General features: G+C 43.6%; 17 protein-coding genes. 3 read left to right on the forward strand and 14 right to left on the reverse strand.

Going from position 1 to position 22,836, the window contains the following annotated elements; genetic code table 11:
* Nucleotides 1-240 precede the first annotated feature (240 nt).
* Nucleotides 241-2,853: a PDC sensor domain-containing protein gene (locus tag K0I73_RS10575; RefSeq protein WP_220061105.1), complete on the forward strand. Its 2,613-nt coding sequence runs from the start codon at nt 241-243 to the stop codon at nt 2,851-2,853.
* A gap of 66 nt (nt 2,854-2,919) precedes the next feature.
* Here the strand turns inward: K0I73_RS10575 and K0I73_RS10580 are convergent, their stop codons facing one another.
* The 6 genes from K0I73_RS10580 to topA all read right to left on the reverse strand — a co-directional run bounded on the left by K0I73_RS10580 (nt 2,920) and on the right by topA (nt 8,856).
* Complete coding sequence (locus K0I73_RS10580) at nt 2,920-3,789, reverse strand: putative ATP-dependent zinc protease (RefSeq protein ID WP_220061106.1); 870 nt, start codon at nt 3,787-3,789, stop codon at nt 2,920-2,922.
* Nucleotides 3,790-3,867: 78 nt separating this feature from the next.
* Complete coding sequence (locus tag K0I73_RS10585) at nt 3,868-4,233, reverse strand: SpoIIAA family protein (protein ID WP_220061107.1); 366 nt, start codon at nt 4,231-4,233, stop codon at nt 3,868-3,870.
* A 28-nt stretch (nt 4,234-4,261) separates the two neighbouring features.
* On the reverse strand, nt 4,262-4,549 hold the full coding sequence (locus K0I73_RS10590; protein ID WP_220061108.1) for a hypothetical protein: 288 nt from the start codon (nt 4,547-4,549) through the stop codon (nt 4,262-4,264).
* Nucleotides 4,550-4,651: 102 nt separating this feature from the next.
* Nucleotides 4,652-4,999, reverse strand: a complete 348-nt coding sequence (locus K0I73_RS10595; protein WP_220061109.1) for a DUF3802 family protein — start codon at nt 4,997-4,999, stop codon at nt 4,652-4,654.
* A 118-nt stretch (nt 5,000-5,117) separates the two neighbouring features.
* A complete protein-coding gene (locus tag K0I73_RS10600) occupies nt 5,118-5,693 on the reverse strand; it encodes a YceI family protein (protein WP_258405172.1) in 576 nt (191 codons plus the stop codon).
* Nucleotides 5,694-6,201: 508 nt separating this feature from the next.
* A complete protein-coding gene (gene topA, locus K0I73_RS10605) occupies nt 6,202-8,856 on the reverse strand; it encodes a type I DNA topoisomerase (protein WP_220061110.1) in 2,655 nt (884 codons plus the stop codon).
* Nucleotides 8,857-9,213: 357 nt separating this feature from the next.
* Between topA and astB the strand changes: the two genes are divergently transcribed.
* Nucleotides 9,214-10,551, forward strand: coding sequence for an N-succinylarginine dihydrolase (gene astB, locus K0I73_RS10610; protein WP_220061111.1), 1,338 nt, complete (start codon nt 9,214-9,216; stop codon nt 10,549-10,551).
* Nucleotides 10,552-10,732: 181 nt separating this feature from the next.
* Here the strand turns inward: astB and K0I73_RS10615 are convergent, their stop codons facing one another.
* On the reverse strand, nt 10,733-13,126 hold the full coding sequence (locus K0I73_RS10615; RefSeq protein WP_434086721.1) for an Ig-like domain-containing protein: 2,394 nt from the start codon (nt 13,124-13,126) through the stop codon (nt 10,733-10,735).
* A gap of 612 nt (nt 13,127-13,738) precedes the next feature.
* On the opposite strand from K0I73_RS10615, the gene K0I73_RS10620 reads away from it, so the two are divergent.
* A complete protein-coding gene (locus K0I73_RS10620; RefSeq protein WP_220061112.1) occupies nt 13,739-15,058 on the forward strand; it encodes a dicarboxylate/amino acid:cation symporter in 1,320 nt (439 codons plus the stop codon).
* Between the two features lie 333 nt (nt 15,059-15,391).
* Here the strand turns inward: K0I73_RS10620 and K0I73_RS10625 are convergent, their stop codons facing one another.
* The 7 genes from K0I73_RS10625 to K0I73_RS10655 form a co-directional block, all read right to left on the reverse strand.
* Nucleotides 15,392-16,696, reverse strand: a complete 1,305-nt coding sequence (locus tag K0I73_RS10625) for an inosine/guanosine kinase (RefSeq protein WP_220061113.1) — start codon at nt 16,694-16,696, stop codon at nt 15,392-15,394.
* Nucleotides 16,697-16,893: 197 nt separating this feature from the next.
* Nucleotides 16,894-17,874, reverse strand: coding sequence for a ferrochelatase (gene hemH, locus K0I73_RS10630; RefSeq protein ID WP_220061114.1), 981 nt, complete (start codon nt 17,872-17,874; stop codon nt 16,894-16,896).
* A 172-nt stretch (nt 17,875-18,046) separates the two neighbouring features.
* Nucleotides 18,047-18,691 carry an adenylate kinase gene (adk, locus tag K0I73_RS10635; RefSeq protein ID WP_220061115.1) on the reverse strand — a complete coding sequence of 215 codons (645 nt, stop codon included), beginning with the start codon at nt 18,689-18,691 and terminating at the stop codon, nt 18,047-18,049.
* A 196-nt stretch (nt 18,692-18,887) separates the two neighbouring features.
* Nucleotides 18,888-19,733, reverse strand: coding sequence for a co-chaperone YbbN (locus K0I73_RS10640; RefSeq protein WP_220061116.1), 846 nt, complete (start codon nt 19,731-19,733; stop codon nt 18,888-18,890).
* 62 nt (nt 19,734-19,795) lie between these two features.
* Nucleotides 19,796-21,715, reverse strand: coding sequence for a molecular chaperone HtpG (htpG, locus tag K0I73_RS10645; RefSeq protein WP_220061117.1), 1,920 nt, complete (start codon nt 21,713-21,715; stop codon nt 19,796-19,798).
* 172 nt (nt 21,716-21,887) lie between these two features.
* On the reverse strand, nt 21,888-22,487 hold the full coding sequence (recR, locus tag K0I73_RS10650) for a recombination mediator RecR (protein WP_220061118.1): 600 nt from the start codon (nt 22,485-22,487) through the stop codon (nt 21,888-21,890).
* A gap of 2 nt (nt 22,488-22,489) precedes the next feature.
* Complete coding sequence (locus tag K0I73_RS10655) at nt 22,490-22,819, reverse strand: YbaB/EbfC family nucleoid-associated protein (RefSeq protein ID WP_069672062.1); 330 nt, start codon at nt 22,817-22,819, stop codon at nt 22,490-22,492.
* Nucleotides 22,820-22,836: the final 17 nt, after the last annotated feature.

The following is a 22,836-nucleotide window of genomic DNA, read 5'->3' on the forward strand; positions in this document are numbered from 1 at the left end:
TCAATGACGTTTAATATTCTGTATGCTCGGCCATAATTTACAACTAAGGATCAAAATAACCAAACCCTCCATTTTTGTGATCATTTCAATACACGGCACGTTTTTCGAAAGATTAACCCCAATGCCATGATACTCAGGCGACAAAATGTAACAATAATTTAAAAAGATCAATTCATTCCTAAGACTTTTTGAATTAACCTTGAACAATAGCACTGTCCACTCTGGAGTAGACCAAGGAAAATGGCAATCGATAACAAAAATAAGGCACTTACCGCTGACACCCATTGGAAAAATAGCCTTACTTTTAAATTTACGATAGTCCAATTTGTGGTCGCAACCTTGATCATCACCTCGAGTATTTGGCTAATTTTTTCTACCGAAAAAAAACACCACATGGATACTCAACTCAATCTAAGTCAAAACAATGGCCAAGCCGTTATCGCACAGCTCCAAAATATTCTCTCAAAAGTAGATATTCTCGCCAATAGTATTGGGATCATTGGAGAAACTTATAAAGAACAAACCAAGGTCATAGATGAACTAATCCCATCTCTACTGACTGTTGAAAATAAGACCCAACTCATTGCTGGTGGTGGTATTTGGCCCGAACCAAACGCCTTCTTAATCGATAAACAATTTAACAGTTTTTTTTGGGCCAGAAATAAAGCCGACACGTTTATAAGAGTCAATGGATATGACTCACCAGATGGACCCCGCTACCATCAAGAAAATTGGTATCAGCCAGTAAAATATTTTCAAAATAGTCATACTCATTGGTCTGAATCTTATGTCGATCCTTATACCAAAGAGGTGATGATCACTGCTTCTGTACCTATGCGAGCGGAACATCAATTCATTGGTGTCGCGACAGTAGATCTGTCTCTGGCAGGATTAGACAAGTATTTTACCTTTTCAGATCAAAATCCCTTATCTAAGGGATATATTTTAGCGCTAGACGGCTATAACAATTTACTCTCAGATCCTTTTGATGAACTGGCCGAAGAGTCCCAATATTCACCACTATTAGGTCAACCTTTTAGCCAACTCGTTGCTCGTTATCCTGAGTTAGCGGAAATTGAAGCCGCTGTACACGCACTCGACAACGAGTTTTACGAGCAATCTATGCAGCACCCAGCCTATCAAGTAAGGCAACTACAAACATTGCTAGACAATACTCCTCCAGAGAAACGTCAGCGACTGTCAGCACTGATCAATTCAGCTTTGCAACCTAAGCCGTTCAAAGCCAATATTGTTACCTTAGAGTTAGCATCAACCCCACTATTCGATGAGCCCGTCTTAATATCTATTCTCACTATGGCGCAAACTCAGTGGAAAATAATCTTAGTCACGCCGCTTTCAAGCCTATCTCAACAAGCGAATGCCATCGCCATCAAAATTGGTGCTTACTTACTGCTAGCACAGCTACTAGCGCTAATCATCTTGTTTGTATTTCAACATAAGCTGTTTATTAGGCCCATTTTTAAAATTGTATCGGCGCTTCAAAGTGGTAATTTGGGTCGGTTAGAACTGGATTCAAATAAACGTCATGATGAACTTGGGCAGTTGTCAAAGGCCTTTATCGCCAGAAGTAACCAGCTAGAGATCGCTTACGCCAGTCTTGACGCCAGTAACTTAGCGCTAGAGCAGCAACTCGCGATGCAACGCATGGCACAAACAGAACTAGAAACTAAAAAAGAACTGATTAACGCCTTATTGAATGCATCACAGAACGTGATTTGCATTAAGGACACCAAAGGTAAATACACCTTAGTCAATGATAAATTCTGTGAAATATTAGGGATCGAACGTAATAAAATACTCGGTGCTAAAGACGTAGATATCTACCCAGACGATATTGCCAAAATTATTACCAGTCACGATGCCATTATCAAAACCACAGATAATGCACAAAGTTTCGAACAACCTATGCCCACCATTTATGGGGAGCGGATTTTTCTCATCACTAAATATCCAATCAAAGATACAGAAGGGAATCTTATCGCTCTGGGGGCGATGGCGATGGATATCAGCAGTCTAAAAGAGAAGCAACTCGAACAAGAACAAACGATTATATCGCTATCAACCAAAATCGCATCTTTACAGCAGGCTATTGAGCAACTCCGTCACCCCCCTAAAGCCACTTTAATAGAGGAGAAAAAACTCAAAACAGATCGTCATCAAATTGTGCCTATGGGGTCCACATTTCAAAAGCTAATGTTACAGATGATAAGCGAGCTCAATCGCCAACAATTAGCGTCATTAGAGCAGCTGTTAGTTATCGTCCCCAAAGCGGCAAGCCCCGATAATAATCCACACTCATCAATGTTAATGGAAAAGCTGACTGAGCAAATAGATATCTTGCGTCATGCTCATCCCCTACTAATGGTCGAGCGGCAGAGCAAATCAATTATCCTCGTGCAGTTTTTACAAGATATATTTGCCACATTAGCACCTAAACTTAACAGCAAAAAAATAGGCTGGACGATTAATTGCCCACCTCAGTTATCGATAGCTATACCATCATGGCATCTTTTCACCATATGCTACCAAGTGGTCAACAATACGATCTTTCATGCCTTTCCTGATGATCTGATCAAAGATACGGCAAGAGAACTTGTGGTCAATGCCGATGTCGCTCATGGGATGCTGAGCATCAAATTTAAGGATAATGGAATTGGGATCCCATCAGCGAATTTAGATAATATTAAACTACAATTAGACAAACTAAGCGGCCATGGTACCTTGGTCGATATTCACCATTGGCTGCTCTCTCACTACGAGGGTTGCTTGTCGTTAGAATCTGTTTCTACTGAGTTCACTGAAGTAGAATGCCAGATGAGAGTGCCACACTAACCCACACGGCAAAACGTTCACAGGTTCACAGTTAGTGGGGAATAATAATCCCCACGACTCAGAGCCTTACATAGAGACATCGACAAGATAATGGCCCTGTAACCAATTACGGCCAATCAACAATTTATTGGTCATTTTAGAGCGGTCACGCAGGTTAACTTTGACCTTATATTCTAACCCAGGCTCACCCACATTCAGCTCGACCATATAGCGGATTTCACTTCCTTGGGCATTTCTAATCAGTGATACCTCAGCGATACGGGCATGAACACGATGAGATTCTCCTTTCTCATTCTCAGTGGTAAAATAGAGCATCTTGCCCACATTAAGCTCCATATCGTCGACTCCGCCTTCAATCTTTAAGTCGACGGCATGAAGTGAGTTTTCAACCGCGCCACTATCGATACGAGTCTCAAAAACCAACCCCGTTTCAACAATACTAATAGGCGCTACAGGACCAATAACGCGCTTATCTGCAACATCAACGATATATCTATCCTTTAACCAATTTCGCCCGATAAGTAACTTATAGTCCATATGTTCTCGCTCTCTAAGGTTGACATTAACCTTACGACTTTTACCGTCAAAGCGCACATTGAGAGCGACCATATAGCGAGTTTCTCTACCTTGAGAGTTGCTTACCGTCGAGATCTTAACTATTTTTGAGCTGAGTCGTTTCTGTTCACCTTTAGCATTTTTCGTTGTAAACCAGATGATTTTGCCCACATTATCTTTCATCTTTTCGGCACTGCCGCCTTCAATTTTTATATCAAAGGCATTAAGTGAGGTATTGGCAGCGCCAGTATCTATGCGCGCTTCGTAGCTTAATCCCGTTTCTTCAACAAACATGACTGCCGTTGGCCCGATAACCGCTTTCTCCTCCGCAATTGCTGAAATAGATAACAGCATAGAACATAAAACTAATCTCTTAAGCATCTTGAATCCTCAAAACCTACCAAACAAAAAGCCGACATTTATGCCGGCTATTTTCAACCAATATACTCGCTAAACGGATTAGACTTGCATCAACCAATCTTGCGCTAGATGCACCTCTTGTCGAGAAAAAACATTAACGGGACAAGGCACCATACAGGCAATAACTTTAGCCATATTCGTCAACCAGTCACTATCTGTGATAATGACAACTCTCGAAAAATCAGTCAAATGAAAAAAACCTAACTTTGCATCATCCCAAAGCGTCTCCACCGAAATGCCTTCAAATTGTTCACTAAATTCATACCAAAGTTTAATGGTCGAATGATCTTTCAATTTAGATTCGATCTCAGGCACGAGTAGTTGCTCATAGTCGTCACCAGTTAACACGCCATGAGCCCGAATGGCGACAACATCATGACTAAACCCGCTAAGTAACTCAATCATGTGCTACTCCCTACCACTGAATGGCAGTTTAATAAACAAAATGATAAATAAACAGAAAAAACAACACGCTAATGCAGGCACAATGGGTAAAGTGCTCAACGATATCTGGACCCAATTTAATATAACGATAGTGGCGAGCAAATTGAACGCCAAGCCAGACTAAAATAAAAGGAACAAATGGCAGCGAAATGACGAATGGGATAAACCCCCACCCTAGTTCATATGCATTTGCACTAAAAAGCTGAAATGCAGCCCAAAATACCGCCAATATTGCATAGATAATAAAATGCTGCTTATTGATCGAACGAGAAAACATTCATCAAACTCCAACCACAGACCTAACGCTAACCTTAGGCAGATTGGCGAGCTTTAACAAGGACGCAGTTGTAAACATCTGTTGCTGATAGAAATAATCATATTACTGCATTTTGGCAATCTCTTGATCGAATAGATTCTTGATCAAACCAGAAAACTCAGTAATAAAGATGGTTTGTTCAGTTGTCGCTTTGTGACTAGCAACACTGGCTAAAATTTCTTCAAGATCATAGACGATAGCATCTACTTCCCGAATGACCGTATTACGCTCAGCAAATGATAAGGTCGGATTTTGGCCACACACCATAATGATCTGCGCGGCCAGTTGCTCTTCAAATAGCTCCATGACTGTATCGCCACTTACCACCACATTTTCAGACGACTCAAATAGCCCGAGGTGCTCTGTAAGATATTGTACTAAGTGTATATAACCTTCTTTATCTGTAACCATTATTTGCCCTAACAAGCATTATTGGTAAACCATGATCATTGCCATGTTCACTCTATGTCATAAACATTATTATGAAACAAAATCAGTGGTCAGTCTTGTCGTTAGTGCACGTTTTTATTTAACGCCCAAGCGTTAACACAAACGAAACAGGTACGGCCTGACTAATTGCACTCAACCCTGCCAATTCTCGCAGCTTATCCACACCAGAAGTTAGACCAAAATCAGCCGCATTCACTATGATGGGGTACTCACTCATCACCAGTATTTTATCTTGAGCTAACTTAGCAACACGTACATTGACCAATATCGACTTTTCCTCGCCATGTAAAGTCAAAGTCGCGTCAAGTGACAAAGATTGCATTGTGCCAATGGCTAACTTTTCAATACTATTGATATCAACCTTAGCCATTAACTCTACCGAAGGATATTGAGCGGTTTCAAATAACACCTCTTTCATCCTGATATCACGGATCTCGACATTGGTCCAGACACTAGTTAGCGGTATTGATAGATTAAAGCCACCATCTGTATCTAATATTCCTGATACCTGAGTAAACTTATGAACTTCGGCAATATCGCCTTTTTTAACTGAGATAAAATTGACAACAGAATCTTGGCTATTAACTTGCCAACTCGACGCCAATGCCGTTGCACTAAACAAACTTATTCCTAGACCTAATAACACTGTTTTCATCTTGCTCTCCATATCAATAATCATTGATTCCATTTACCCAATAAAATAGTCTGCTTGTCTTATCTGCAACAATAGCTCGTTATCTATATTAGCCTAATATTCATCACTTTGGATAGTTAACCTGAACTCGGATTAAGAGATGGCATAACGCTAGATCAATTAGCCATTTTACGCTTACGTCATCTCAAACTTGTCATTTGTTTTGCTAACAAGGTGTATTTACACGTCAATAACCCGCCTATTGCGAGTGAATCCAACGCTCGTAGCGGCATAAAAGGTTGTTTTAGATACGTTTACTGCCCTGAGTTTAAGCTAATGATACCTACAGCATTAAGTATACAGTCAATTCCGAAAGACTTAATCTTTCCACTCTTAGCGTATTACTTTAATAGTCACTTCCCATTTACACCGTTATGTCATTTGCAGGAATGGAATGGGTCACCGCCTTATCAGGATCATGGCACGATCAACCAAAAAAAAGGCCCTAACTCAAGTTAGGGCCTTTTAATTAAGCGTTTTTCTTTGGTTTAGGCTTAGCCTTGGTCTTGGCCTCTGTAACCCACTTACCGCCAACATACTTAGCTGTCCAGCCAGTCGCCTTCCCATCGACTTCTGTTGAAACATACTGCTCTTTCGTCTTACGACTAAACCTAACGAAAGCCTTATTACCGTCATCGTCAGTCACTGGCGCATCCGCTAAATATTGGTACTTTGGCCAGAGCAGATCGCGGTACGTCACAAGCTCCTCAACCAAGGGCGGGCGAGTCTCGCGTGATTTAGGGAATGTACTCGCGGCCATAAAGATCCCCGCCGCCCCATCTCTTAACACGAAGTAACCATCTGACTTGGTACATTTGAGCTCAGGCAGATGGATAGGGTCTTCTTTTGGTGGTGCGGCTTCACCGCTTTTCAACAACTTGCGGGTATTTTTACATTCGCTGTTCGTACAACCAAAATATTTACCAAAGCGACCATTTTTAAGTTCCATGTCGTTGCCACAACGATCACATTCTAGAATTGGTCCTTCGTAGCCTTTTATCTTAAATTGACCTTGCTCAACTTCGTAACCGCCGCATATGGGATTGTTACCACACACATGCAGCTTACGGGTCTCGTCAATTAAGTAGCTGTCCATTGCGGTACCGCAAACATCACATCTGTGCTTAGCACGTAACGCATCTGTTTCGGCATCTTCGCTGCTCTCACTAATGGCTTCTTCTCCAGCAGTGAGATTCATGGTCGTCTTACAGCGCTCTTTTGGAGGCAAGGCATAACCAGAGCAGCCAAGAAACACCCCCGTCGTACCGGTACGAATGCCCATAGGACGCGCACAAGTTGGACACTGAATGTCTGTCAACACCATCTCATTAGGACGCATTCCGCCCTCTTCTGGTGGTAACTCCGCTTTTTCAAGCTGTGCTGTCAGATCTTTATAGAAGTTATCCAGCACTTTTTTCCATTCAAGCTGACCTTGAGCCACATTATCGAGAGTTTGTTCCATTCCTGCAGTAAAGTCGTAGCTCATCAACTCTTCGAAACTACCAACAAGACTTTCACTTACTATTTCGCCCATTTTTTCGGCGTAGAAACGACGATTGTCGACTTTGACATAGCCACGATCTTGAATGGTCGAAATAATCGTTGCATAGGTAGATGGACGGCCAATACCACGTTTTTCTAACTCTTTAACTAACGACGCTTCACTATAACGCGCTGGTGGCTTAGTAAAGTGCTGCTTAGGCAACAACTCCTCAAGCGCCAAATTGTCACCTTGGGCGACAAACGGCAAGGTATTATCTTCTTCGTTTTTCTTCTTAATCGCGGTTTGAACTCGAGTCCAACCGTCAAATTTAAGCGTACGCCCCGATGCTTTTAACTCATATTCAGCCGCGGTAACGGTTAAACGTGTGGCATCATATTTTGCAGGTGTCATCTGACAAGCTACAAATTGACGCCAGATCAATTCATAAAGACGCTGAGCATCACGTTCCATGTCGCTCAAGCTAGCCGCTGTCACTTTAACATTTGAAGGTCGTATCGCTTCATGCGCCTCTTGCGCACCCTCTTTACTCCCATAGCGAATGGGGGCTTCTGGTAAATACTGATCACCAAATTCATTGGCAATCATATCGCGAACGCTTTCTAATGCTTCTTGACTCAAATTGGTAGAATCGGTACGCATATAGGTGATGTGACCCGCTTCATAAAGACGCTGCGCCATCATCATGGTTTTTTTAACCCCAAAGCCCAATCGAGTGCTCGCCGCTTGTTGCAGCGTAGATGTAATATAAGGTGCAGACGGTTTGCTCGAGGTTCCTTTATCTTCCCTTGCGGTCACGACAAAACTGGCATCAGACAACGCACTAACCGCAGCCATCGCCTGAGCTTCATTTATCGGATTAAATGCTTTGCCTTGATACTTGGCCACTTGCATTTTAAGGGCGTCATTTGACAAAGTATTAAGCTGCGCGTGAATATCCCAAAACTCTTCTGGAACAAACGCCTTAATCTCACCCTCACGCTCTACGACTAATCGCGTTGCCACCGATTGGACTCGGCCAGCCGATAAACCTCTAGCAACCTTTTTCCATAATAGCGGCGACACCATAAAGCCAACCACTCGGTCTAAGAAACGACGAGCCTGCTGCGCGTTGACCATATTGGTATTTAGTGTAGATGGACGGCTAAATGCGTCTTGAATTGCTGTTTTGGTGATCTCATTGAACACGACACGTTGATAACGCGCTGGATCACCACCAATCACTTCTTGTAAATGCCAAGCGATTGCTTCTCCTTCTCTATCCAAATCGGTTGCGAGAAAGATATGGTCGGCATTTTCAGCAAGAGATTGAAGTTCTTTAACTACCTTTTCTTTACCAGGCAGGGTTTGATATTTGGCTTTCCAACCATGCTCAGGGTCAACCCCCATACGAGCCACTAGCGCTTGCTTCGCTTTTTTCGCCTTATATATTGCCTTATCTTCAGGAGACATCTTCCGCACTTCAGCGGGCGATTTCGTCGCCGAACCCGCCTCACTAGTAGAAGATGTTGGCAGGTCACGGATGTGTCCTACACTCGATTTTACGATGTAATCTTTGCCGAGATATTTATTAATAGTCTTGGCTTTGGCCGGTGATTCGACAATAACTAGCGATTTACCCATAGAATGATCTGCGCCAAAAGTCTCAAAATTCTGTAAATTGGCTCCATATATAGAGGGTTGTGCTCATACTTTCAAGCTAATCCCTGTTTTATTTGTTACGGAGAGCCACTTTTTAACCATTTTTGAAAAAAATGTGAAAAATAATATTGCGTAATTAAAAACTAATATTTCATTATTAGCTATCTAGCAAGTAATAGTTATGCATTTCTAAGCGAATATCGCAACTTTCCCTAATTCCCCCTAACTTGTTAAGCGCGCAACCTCAAGTATACTGGACCACAAATTCAACCAATCAGATAACATCTTTTAATTGAGTTACGACTGGTTAAAAACAATAATAACCTTGAAGGATATGCAATGAAGCATTACGAAGCGAATTTTGATGGACTTGTCGGCCCGACCCATAATTATGCAGGACTGTCATATGGTAATGTTGCTTCCCTAAGCAATGCCAGCGCAATTTCAAACCCAAAAGCCGCGGCTAAGCAAGGGCTAAAAAAGGCAAAAGCCCTCGCCAATATGGGTATGGTTCAAGGTATGTTAGCACCTCAGGAGCGCCCAGATCTCCATACGCTGCGTAGAATCGGATTTTCAGGGACTGATGCAGAAGTTTTGAGTAAAGCCGCTAAACAAGCTCCTGCGGTCCTTAGAGCATGTTGCAGCGCCTCCAGTATGTGGACCGCGAATGCAGCAACGGTATCGCCAAGCGCCGATACCCATGACGGAAAAATACATTTCACCCCAGCGAATCTCGTCGATAAGCTGCATCGCAGTATTGAACCAACAACCACTGGCAACATTCTGGCAGCGACCTTTAATAACTCCCGCTACTTCAGTCATCACCAACATTTGCCAGAACATGCTAGTTTTGGTGACGAGGGAGCGGCCAATCACACTCGACTTTGCAGCGAGTATGGGCACGCCGGACTCGAGCTATTTGTGTACGGCCAAGAAGCCACTAATCCTTCGGCCCCAAAACCGAAGAAATATCCAGCTCGTCAAACATTAGAGGCATCACAAGCAATTGCTCGCCTGCACCAACTCGATGACGAAAGCAGTGTATTTATCCAGCAAAACCCAGATGTGATAGATCAAGGCGTGTTTCATAACGATGTCATTGCCGTGGGAAATCAAAATGTGCTCTTTTACCACGAGCAAGCTTTTATAAATACCCAAGAGAAGTTTGCCGAGATCCAGCGTAAGTTCAATGGCCAAACGCTTCACTTTATTGAAGTCCCAACCGCTAAAGTCGGTATTCAGGATGCGGTAAAGAGCTACCTTTTTAATACCCAGATCATTACTCTGCCTAATGGCGAGATGGCGATAATCGCGCCAACCAACTGCCAAGAAAATGAAGCAGTGTTTGCTTACTTAAATGAGGTAGTCACACTTGGCACACCAATTAAACACGTACACTACTTCGATGTAAAACAGAGCATGCAAAATGGCGGCGGCCCCGCTTGCCTGCGTTTACGGGTGGCCATGAATGAGATGGAAGTCGCAGCAGTTAACCAACATACACTCATGAACGATGCGCTGTTTGAACGTTTGAACCTTTGGGTAGAGAAGCATTATCGTGACAAACTCGCCGTAGATGATTTAGCCGATCCTCAGCTGATTATCGAGTCCCGCACCGCGCTTGATGAACTAACACAGATAATGAAGCTAGGCAGTGTTTATCAGTTCCAGAAATAAACTCTACTTAACAGCAATCTAATCTTCCAAGCCACCTTTATTGGTGGCTTTTTAATACAATTTAACTTCATTTCCATTTTACTCTTGTTGATATTCAAAATCGACGGCACTGATGGGTATATAGTAATAAATACCCAACAAAAAAGGCGCCACTAGGCGCCTTTTTTATTCACTTTAATATCTATAAAATACTAATTCCAATCGAAACAACCTGCGATAATGTGCCAGCTGGCGTTTCAACTTCAACGATGAATACCCCAGTATTAGGCTCATCCTCACCTTTTAGCGTCACGGTAAACTCTCTACCACCATTATAATTAGAACTCGGCCAAGTATATTCTGCAGCGCTAACAACCGATCCAGCACTCGCCTTAAATCTTACCGTCGATCCAGCAGGCATCTGCTGATTATGGAGATCAGAAATGGTGAAGGATACAGAAGCTGCTCCTTTACCAATAATATTGATACTGCCACCATAATGTTCGCCATCTTTATCATCAATAAGGATATTGGCTGGAGATGTGCCAAAAGCTGTGCTACCCGACATTACCAACACTAGGCTACGACGGACATAGAGTGACTTGGAACCATCCGCACCACAATTTGCGGAGTTATCAACAAATTCTGGTGGAGTACTACCTGTTGCGCACAGAACACCATTATATTTGCCATCTTTGGCGTCGAAGACGCCATTTGAATTAAAATCGATAAGTTCCTCTAGTGAACCGCCATTCTGACCACCTGCTTGCTGAGGATTAAACAGACCATCTTCATTGTAATCGTTATAGGCATCAGTTAAATCAAATGATTGACCTGTAACATCTGTGCCATTAGTGAATTCGTTCATTTCACTGGCATCGAAACGGCCATTACCATTAAGGTCCGGGAATGACTCTTCACCTATCGCTGTCGCGGTAATGGTGGCGCGACCACCATATTTCTGACCATAGACATTACCGTATACATCTAATGTTGGATAATAAACAAGCGCAGCATTAGGTTCACGTACCATCTCACCCGCACCAGAGATAATAGTCTCTCCCTCTGGACGCGGTAGCTGACTGATCCATTTTACAGAGCAGGCTCCTTTGACTGTTTGGCAAGCATCTTCGATGGCACCACCCTCTGTAGTGAAAGAAACTGTGGTTCCATCAGGTACAGGGTTGTTAAAGGCATCCGCCATACGCGCCGTCACAACAACTTCAGTATTTTCAACCTCCCAACCTTCAGCATTTAACACTTCTGCAGACAGTGAGAAACTGTCTTGATCAGGTATCCCTGTTGAAACAATAAGTTGACTCGATTGACTTGCAATAGCGGGAATTGAACCATCATCAACCGTGGCCGTGACACGAAGTGATGTCGCTACAGTACCTGTAGTCACAACCGTTTGGACAATACCAGCATTATCCGTTGTCGCCTGACTAGGAGATAACCCTACGCCACCCGCTTGCGTATTAAGTGAGAATAAAACATTTTGATTGGCAACAGGATTACTGTTTTTATCGAGTACTTTAAACTTAACGACTGATGACTCAACGCCGCCGGTACCTAAAATACTGATATTTTCAGGAGTCGCCGACACAAATACAATACTGCCAATATCAGCCTGAAGCACATTGATCGTACCTGTTGCTGACAGACTAATGCCGCCAGCATTAGCGGTCACATTAATCTGATCTTCTCCCACACAACCTTGCGCGCGATATGTAGAAGTCGCGATTCCATTACTCGAAGAGACAGGTGAGCTAATTTCGGCTTGTGCTGGATTTTTAGTCGCACACGTAGAAGAGAAATTAACATCGACAGGTTGAGTAAAAGGGTTACCTTGATCATCTTGAATCAAAACTGAAATCGTTGCGGTACCACCTGCCGATAAATTATCCGTGCTTATTTCGGCGGCGCCCTTAACAAAAGGAGAACCACTCCCCATCACCACGTTAGTCGCACCAACAACCACAATGGTCTTGCCTACTTCATTAGTAGACAAGGTTGCAGTGACCTCTCCTGCACCTAAAGAGCTTCCAGCGTATATATCAACCGTAGCCTTACCAGAAGAATCTGTTACTGCCGTTTTAATCGGTAGGTCGCCTATTGAGCTAGCAAAGGTAACAATCGTTGCTTTCGTTATGCCCGTAACCGTTGCCGTTAATTTACCGGGCACTAAGGTACTAATAGATTGAATTGGATTACCAGAAACATCTGTCAATACCAAGGAAACCTGTGCACCGCCTCCAGCCTCACCACCATCACCGACCATAGTCACATTAACCGATGCACTCTCTCCAGAAGAGGTTGTGGCAGTAACTGTGGCGCCAGTGTTTATTGCCGCTGTATTTAATTGAATACTTGCTACACCGCTAGCATTAGTAGCAACTTGACCTGTACCAGGTGCAAATGTTCCATAAGAGTCATCGTTAAGAGAGAATGAAACTAACGTACTAACGGGAGCACCTGTTGAATCTTTAACCGTTGCAGCCAGTGTTGCAGGTTCTGCAACTGAGATTTGTGTGTTATTGATCTGAAGAGTAACAGAAATTCCTCCAGCGCCACTGTCCGAACCATCACCAGCCATTGTCACATTTACAGAGGCACTCTCACCGGTTGCTGTCGTCGCAGTAACAGTCGCGCCAGTCTGAATAGTACCAGTATTGAGTTGAATGGTTGCAACACCATCTACAGTAGCCACCTCTCCGGTCCCCGGGACAAAGGCACCGTAGGAATCATTATTGAGGGTAAATGAAACCAGTGTACTAATATTGGCGCCAGTCGAATCCTTTACAGTCGCCGTAATAGTCGCTGGTTCAGCAGCTGATATTTGAGAATTTGAAATGGCTAAGCTTACTGAAATCGTCGGTTCTGGTGGCGGAGTTCCTCCTGAACCATCATCGGTGACATTGCCTCCTCCACTACAGGCTGCGATAAAAAGTAAGAACAAATATGAGGTAAAAACTTTATACGCTGACTTCATTGTCAGACTCCCTGTTACTCAGATTATAATATTAAGCATCTGCTTATTACTTATAGATTAACATTACACAATTTTCCTATAACTTTTCCATCACTAATCGCGTTTATTTGCTCAAAACAGCCAAAAACTTTAACTATTTAGCCGTTTCATCGGCTTTAGTTTCTTGCTAGGCTTTAGGCGCAAATTAAAAAGCGTAAAAATAATACAGGAAGCACTATGGCTCTAACTCAAAATAAAAAGCTCGGATTAACGAGTAAAATACTTATCGGTATGGCAGGAGGCATTTTATTTGGACTCTTGTTACGCTGGTTATTTCCCGAAAGTGCATTTATTCAAGACTATATTACAGACGGATTATTAAACGTTATTGGCACCATCTTTATCTCAAGTTTACAGATGTTGGTCGTTCCGTTAGTTTTTGTCTCCTTGGTATGTGGTACCTGCTCTTTGAGCGATCCTTCGACCTTAGGACGTCTTGGTGGAAAAACGATCGCCTTTTATCTCTTTACCACAGCGATCGCACTTTCAATGGCGATCTTAGTAGCCTTGATCATCCACCCAGGAAACGCTTCTCTTGCCGCTGAAAATATGCAGTACAGTGTGAAAGAGGCGCCTAGCTTAGCCAATGTGCTTATTAACCTAGTTCCACGTAATCCAATCCAGGCGATGACCGAAGGCAATATGCTGCAGATCATTATCTTCGCCGTTATATTTGGTTTTGCGGTGTCACATATTGGTGAGCGTGGCAAACGCGTAGCTGCACTGTTTAATGATTTAAATGAAGTGATCATGCGAGTCGTTACCTTGATCATGCAATTAGCACCTTACGGTATTTTTGCCTTGATGGGCAAATTGGCGCTGACTTTAGGCTTAGAAACCTTCGAAAGTGTAGTGAAATACTTCTTGGTCGTATTAGTCGTATTGCTTGTCCATGCATTTGTTATTTATCCAACACTATTAAAAATGTTCTCAGGATTAAGTCCATTGCTATTTATCCGCAAAATGCGCGATGTTCAATTATTTGCATTTAGTACCGCAAGCTCCAACGCGACCTTACCTGTGACTATTGAAACTTCAGAGCACCGTTTAGGTGTTGACAACAAAGTGGCCTCTTTTACCCTTCCGTTAGGCGCGACCATAAATATGGATGGTACGGCGATTATGCAGGGCGTGGCGACGGTATTTATCGCTCAGGTATTTGGTATTGATCTTTCGCTCACGGATTACGCTATGGTTGTTGTTACCGCAACGCTAGCGTCAATTGGTACAGCTGGTGTTCCTGGGGTCGGTTTAATCATGCTAGCTATGGTCTTAAACCAAGTAGGGTTGCCTGTAGAAGGTATTGCGTTGATCATGGGAGTCGACAGACTGCTTGATATGGTCCGCACGGCAGTGAACGTTACAGGGGATTCTGTCGCTACGGTTATTATTGCAAAATCAGAGGGTGCATTTAACGAAGTCACCTTTAATGATACTCAAGCGGGTAAAACCGCGGGCAGCTTTGTTGACCAAGTTAATGCGGAAGTAAAAGAGTAATACCAATTAGTATAAAGATGTGATCGCTCAGCGAGAATTTAGCGCTTATGAGGCAAGGCAACGAGTGAAGAGCATAGTTGAACTAGGGTTAAACTCGTTAACACAGCATCAAAAGTGCTAAAACTCGCCTGTTAGGCGTGTTTTTTGGCTTCCTACTTCTGCGTTGAATGGCCTCACAAGGGAATAACCATTCTATCATCCATTCGCCTTGAATTAGTTGCCAAAAAACACGCTGAGTAGATCACTTTCTTATACTGATTGGTATAAATATATAGTTAATATAAAAAAGGCGTCCACTGGACGCCTTTTCTTTTTAAGCTTACGTATCGAAAACTAACGTTCCCAATACGCTTCTTCTAAGCTATCTTCACGTTCAGGTAATCCGCGCGATAGTCGAGGGCTATGCTGCGCTAGCACTTCATAAGCGACTCGGTTAGCGTATTTACAAATTTGCGAAAATGATGAATAACACAAACCGTCGCGTTTGTGTTTACTCGACCCAGGTACATTGGCTTTATGATAAGTATTCGAGGCTAAATCATGCAGCAAAGCCGCTAATGCACCGTCTCCTGCGCCATTAGTATTGCGAATGATCTCAGGGCCGCCCATATATGGCGAGATATGTGCCATGACTTTAATCGGTGTTTCGCAATCGCTTTTTAATTTCGGTCTTGAAAACTCATAACGGTTAAACTCAGGGATCGCACCAGGCAAAAGCGTATGCGTCGTTTCGCGTTTTTCAGAATCTTCAGTATAACCCGCCATGTAAAGACCTAAGGGACCGGCGGTAGTGAGGACTAAATCACACCAGTCTAACGCCGCATCACTGGCACTTAATGGATCGCGAAAGCCCGTTAATGCCTCGCCTTCGTCCTCGTTCATGGCCAAAATGGTTACGTTATCTTTAATGAAATTAATCCACCATTGTGGATCCTCCTCGATTAAGAAACGTGTGCCTAAGGTCAGCACGACTGGAACTTCAGCCTCTTTGGCATACTCAATCGCTTTTAAGGCCGCATCCGTGATTTGATCGCCGCCGCTAGCACGCATGAGATAAGCGGTTAACACCAATGCCGATGAGTCTTGTACAATCTTTTTATCAATAAATTCAGGCGTCAATTTGTCCATTGACCCTTTACTGATCGCAAACGTACGCTCACCACATTCTGAAATTAGTGTAAAACAACGACCAATAGGCCCATCCACAGGTTGTAAGAAATTCAAATCGACTTTAGATGATGTATTACAGAGATAACGGTATGCATAGCTACCGACTTCAATGTTCTTGCTCATCACACCAAACAATACCGAGCGATCATCTGCCAATACTGAGTAGTTGTGAACCGTGTTACCTATCGTGCCGCCGGCAAACTCATCGCTAATCATATTTGATTGCTTAAGCTCGTTATACAATTGATGTGCTTTAGCATCATCAATTAATGTCGAATTGCCCTTGGGTAACTCATAGCGGTTAAGCAGCTCATCTTCCACTTTCGCTTCAATGTCGACCAATGTTTGATCTATGCCGCTCACATGGGTAGATATATGTTGTGGCTGCAGGGTTAGCTGTGCCAATAATGGATCACGATTTTTAACTGGAAAGTAATGCTTTGATTTACGTTGACCAGGAAACTTCATACCGAACTCACTCTTATCGCATCCATGCAAAATCAAATTGAAATAAACAGTGAACTAGACCCCCTTAGCCCACTATCTACCGAGCTGCGTCGATAAAAACTGACGCCAGCACCCAAACCTCACTAAAATGGCGGCAGATCCTACCACATAAAATAGCACTAAGCAGTGATTTATGCGTTAGCTCGAGCTATATGTGGCTAAGAATTCAACCAATGGCCAGCTTGCTCGGCAACCAATTGCGACAGCAGCAGAATTTGAGCCTCATCATCGTTTAAACAAGGTATAGATCGATAATCTTTACCACCAGCCTCAATAAAGCTCTCTTTGCCGCCAATCGCGATCTCTTCTAGGGTTTCTAGGCAATCGACAGCAAAAGCGGGACACATGATATCGACAGAACTCATCCCCTGTTTAGGGAGTGATTCCAGCAGTGCATCGGTAGCCGGCGTCAACCACTCCTCTTTACCAAATTTTGATTGGAAACACAGCCGCCATTGATTGTCATCTAAACCCAACTCGGTGGCCAGTAACTTGGCTGTTGTTTCACATTGTTGCTGGTAAGGGTCGCCTTCGGTGACATATCGCAATGGCACCCCATGAAATGACATTAATAAACATTGAGCACGTCCATGGGCTTTCCAGTGACGGCGAACAGAATTGGCTAGCGCCAAGATATAGCTTGGATGCTGGTAATACTCTTTGCTAAAACGGGTTTCTGGATAATCTCGACGACCTGAATATATCTGGGCAATAGCATCAAACACGGGGGCCACCGTTGAACAAGAGTACTGGGGATATAACGGCAACACCACAAGCCGCTCGACACCTTGGGCTAATAGTTTATCGATACCAGCTGCCAATGAAGGATTGCCATAACTCATCCCTAACTCAACAGGAATGGATTTGCCATGTTGCTCTGACAACAATGCAGCTAACGCCGTTCGCTGCCGCTCACTGATCACCATCAGTGGTGAGCCTTGCTCCCACCAAATAGATTGATATAACTTAGCAACGGCTTTGGGGCGAGTGTTAAGAATGATACCGTTTAGGATTGGTTTCCAAATCAATGGATGAAGATCGACAACCCGAGGATCGCTTAGAAACTGTTTTAGAAACTGTTTAACATCTTTAGGCGTTGGCGTATCTGGGGTGCCAAGATTAACTAACAATACACCCATTTTTGCTGAAACGCTTTGTGAGATTGAGCTCAAGTGATTTTCTACCCATAAAGCTAACACGATGATTGTCGTAGGCTAGCACCACATCTGGCATAAAAAAAGCCCACCTAAGTGGGCTTTTTTAAATATGAGAAGCAGCTCATATGATTAGCTTATTTTATACGGATTGCTATTAGCCAATCGCTTCCACAATCGCTTCGCTAACCGCTGCAACACTTTGGGTGCCATCAAACTTATTGTAAGTCATCTCACCTTTGGCTGCGGCATTGCCATAATATTCAACTAGTGGCTTAGTTTGCTCATGATAGATGCCTAGGCGCTTACGCACTGTGCTCTCTTCATCATCTGGGCGGATCGCTAAGTCTTCACCTGTGACGTCGTCTTTGCCTTCCACTTTTGGTGGATTAAACACAACATGATAAACACGGCCAGAACCAGGGTGAACACGACGACCGCTCATACGCTTAACGATCTCTTCATCAGGTACATCGATTTCAATCACGTGATCGATGTCAATACCGCTAGACGCCATCGCATCTGCCTGAGGAATGGTACGAGGGAAACCATCAAGCAAGAAGCCTTTAACACAGTCGTCTTGAGCAACACGCTCTTTAACCAAGCCAATAATCAGCTCATCAGAAACCAACTGTCCCGCATCCATCACTTTCTTTGCTTCTAGGCCAAGAGGTGTACCCGCTTTAACGGCTGCACGCAACATGTCTCCAGTAGAGATTTGTGGCACACCATATTTTTCCATGATGAATTGGGCCTGAGTACCTTTACCGGCACCTGGGGCACCTAATAGCATAATGCGCATCTGAGAGTCCTCTTATTTCGCATAATTTAGATTATTATTTTTTATCATTGGGCGGCGATCTTCGCACAAATGGCCGCCCTTTTGAAGTGCAGATAACGCAGTTTTCGTTCGACTTTAGGCTTATACAGTTCAATAAACTAATAACAAAGCCAAAGCCAGATGAATTATCTTAAAGTGAATGCTTATCTCGACATTATTAGTACAGCAAGCTGTACAACTTACGGCGGTATTGGTTAGCAACCGGATTACTTTGACCCATTGCGGTCAATATCTCCATAAAGAGCTGCTTCACTTCACCATTATGAGCGCCAATATCGGTACGTAAAACCCCATAAAGTTTCTCGAGCGCTTCTTCACCTCGCTTAGCGGCATTAAGCGCTTTTGCCAAAGAGAGAAGCAGAGCTAAATCTTGCGGGTTTGTCTCAACAGCATCGAATAAGCTTCTTATTTCCGGCGTATCTGCGGCATCAAGCGCGAGAGATAACTTGGCCTTTAAGCTCTGATAGTAGCTGTCTTGATCGGCAAGGCCAATTCCATCTAATAACACTTTGGCTTGATTCACATTACCTAACAGTAACAGTGCATCGGCATAAACAAGCGCGACTTCTGCATGTTGAGCAGCTTGATATGCTTCAATCAACAAAGGTAACGCCTGCTCGGCATTGTTTTCAGCCAGCAATGCTTTCGCATTATCTAATTGCATTTGCCAAACGTTAGGTAAATGCTTATCAAACAGGGCTTCTATTTGTGCCTGCTCTTGCACTCCTGCAAATCCATCTATCGGTTTACCTTCGCTAAGCACTAACGTGGTTGGTAAGCTCTGGATCTGAAAATAGTTAGCAATCTCCATTTCAGCATCACAGTTAACCTTAGCAAGAACAAATCGCCCTGCATTCATCGCGGCCATCTGCTGCAGTGTCTGCACTAATGCCATACTTTCAGGGCTTTGTTGGCTCCAAAACGTCAACACAACTACTTGTTGCATCGAGGCATCAACAACCTGCTGTATGTTCTCTTTTGTTAAATCCAGTACCGTTTCCATAGTGTCCCTTAGGATAAATAGCATAAGAGGCAGTTAAACTGCCCCTTACTTTTATCTACTGATTACTTCACACCTGCGAGTAACATCTTATTCATCAACTTAATGAACGCCGATGGATCGGCCAAGCTGCCTTTTTCAGACAGTTGAGCCTGTTGCAACAGTAGATCAGCCCATTGACCAAAAAGCTCCTCGTCTTGCTCTGCATCTAAACGTGACACCAAAGGATGCTCAGGGTTTAGCTCAAACACAGGTTTACTTTCTGGTACTGACTGCCCTGCCGCTTGCATCAGTTTAATCATCTGAGATGACATTTCACCTTCGCCTGCTACGACACACGCTGGAGTATCGGTTAAACGCGTGGTGACTTTCACTGCAGAAACCTTGTCGCCAAGCACATCTTTAACGCGCTTAACTAGACCTTCAGATTCGGTCTCTAGCTTCTCTTGCGCTTCTTTTTCACCAGCATCTTCAAGTTCGCCTAGCTCTAGATCGCCACGCGTAACAGAGTGTAGCTGTTTACCGTCAAATTCAGTTAAGTGATTGATCAACCACTCATCGATTCGCTCAGACATCAGTAATACTTCAATCTCTTTCTTACGAAGTAGTTCCAGATGTGGGCTATTTGCAGCCGCTTCATGGCTATCGGCAACGATGTAGTAGATCTTGTTTTGCCCCTCTTTCATGCGCGAAACGTAGTCACTTAAAGAAACACTATGAGCAGCTTCATTGGTATGGGTAGAAGCAAAGCGCAATAGACCTGCTATTTTCTCTTTGTTAGCGAAGTCTTCCGCAGGCCCCTCTTTTAATACTTGACCAAATTCAGCCCAGAAGCTTTGATACTTTTCAGGATCGTTCTTAGCAAGCTTCTCTAGCATACCTAACACGCGCTTAGTTACGGCAGTGCGAAGTGCTGTTGTGATCTTGTTATCTTGTAAGATCTCACGCGATACGTTGAGTGGTAGATCGTTTGAGTCAATCAAACCTTGGACGAAACGTAGATAACTTGGCATAAACTGCTCGGCATCATCCATCACAAATACGCGTTGTACAAATAGCTTTAAGCCATGTTTACGATCGCGATTCCACATATCCCAAGGCGCTTTCGCTGGGATATAAAGCAGACTGGTATACTCTTGCTTACCCTCTACGCGGTTGTGGCTCCATAACAGTGGGTCACTAAAATCATGAGAAATATGCTTATAGAACTCTTGATACTCCTCATCGGTCACATCACTCTTGTTACGGGTCCAAAGTGCGGTGGCTTTGTTCATCGCTTTCCAATAACCTTCGGTTGCAGGAATCGCTTCACCACCCTCTTCGCTCGCTTCTTGCGCCGGAGTGCCCTCTTGCCACATCTCAACAGGGACTGAGATATGATCTGAATATTTTGTAATGATAGAGCGTAAACGGTAATCGTCGGCAAACTCTTTTTCATCATCACGAAGATGTAAAATAATTTCAGTACCGCGAGTCTCTTTTACGATGTTCTCAACGGTAAAATCACCTTCACCGGCAGATTCCCACTGCACCCCTTCATCGGCAGCATGACCCGCAGCACGAGTACGAACGGTCACTCTATCGGCAACAATAAATGAAGAGTAGAAACCAACACCAAATTGACCAATCAGCTGAGAGTCTTTTGATTCATCACCCGATAGGTTTTTAAAGAACTCAGCGGTCCCCGATTTAGCAATGGTACCTAAATGTTCGATAACACCATCACGGGTCATACCAATACCATTATCTTCGATGGTAACTGTGCCTTTTTCTTTATCGGCGCTGACGCGAACGCGAAGCTCACCGTCACCTTCATAAAGCTCATCTTTGGTCAAAGCCTGGTACCTAAGCTTGTCGGCAGCATCGGCAGCGTTGGAGACCAATTCACGCAAGAAAATCTCTTTGTTTGAATACAAAGAGTGGATCATCAAATTTAGTAGTTGTTTGACTTCAGTTTGAAAGCCATGGGTTTCTTGTTGTGACATCGATTGTTCCTTCCTATTTCACAAATAACGCTCTATGGCTTAAGAGATGGGGTTGGAATTTTGCTTTTCAAGCCATAATTTCATTCTCTGTTTTATTTGTTCAAAAAAAATCCAGCGTATAGGACGCTGGATTTTTAAATATAGAAAATCAAAATCTTAGACAAATGAGCCGCTACAAGGGTAAACGACCATTGAAAGATAAGGCTAATGTGGTGCTATCGACATATTCTAATTCACCGCCAACAGGCACACCATGAGCAATTCGACTTACTTTTATCTCACGTTGCTTTGCCAGATCGGCAATAAAATGAGCCGTAGCATCACCCTCAACGGTCGGGTTAGTTGCCAAGATCAACTCAGTAACTTCACCACTGGCAAGATGTTGCTCAAGCAAACTCAAGCCTAACTCCTCAGGCCCGACACCATCGAGCGGTGATAAGTGACCCAACAGCACAAAATAACGTCCCGAAAAATGACCGCCCGCTTCTATCGCCAATACATCGGCTGGCGTTTCCACCACGCAAATGGTATCGGATTGTCCACGGCGACTACTGGCACAGATTGGACACAAGGTCTCCTCTGTAAACGTTCGGCAAGCGCTGCAATGACCAACATCACTCATCGCACTGGCGAGAGATTGCGCCAATTTTTGACCCGCCTTACGATCACGCTCCAATAATTGAAACGCCATACGTTGCGCAGACTTTGGCCCAACGCCAGGTAAACAACGCAAAGACTGGATCAACTCATCGACTAAGGGGCTGAATTTCATATTTAGAATGGCATCTTCATACCTGGAGGTAATTGCATACCACCAGTAACTTCAGCCATTTTCTCTTTTTGATTCTCTTCAACGCGGCGCGCTGCATCGTTGCAAGCAGCTGCGATAAGATCTTCAAGCATCTCTTTATCATCTTCCAGCAGGCTAGGATCGATATCAACTTTACGAACACTATGAGAGCCTGTCATGGTCACTTTTACAAGACCTGCGCCAGCTTCGCCGGTCACTTCCATACGTGCAATCTCTTCTTGCACTTTAGCCATCTTGTCTTGCATCATCTGGGCCTGTTTCATCAGGTTGCCCATACCGCCTTTTCCAAACATATCGAGTTCTCTTCAAT

The organism is Shewanella mesophila (assembly GCF_019457515.1).
Classification (GTDB): domain Bacteria; phylum Pseudomonadota; class Gammaproteobacteria; order Enterobacterales; family Shewanellaceae; genus Shewanella; species Shewanella mesophila.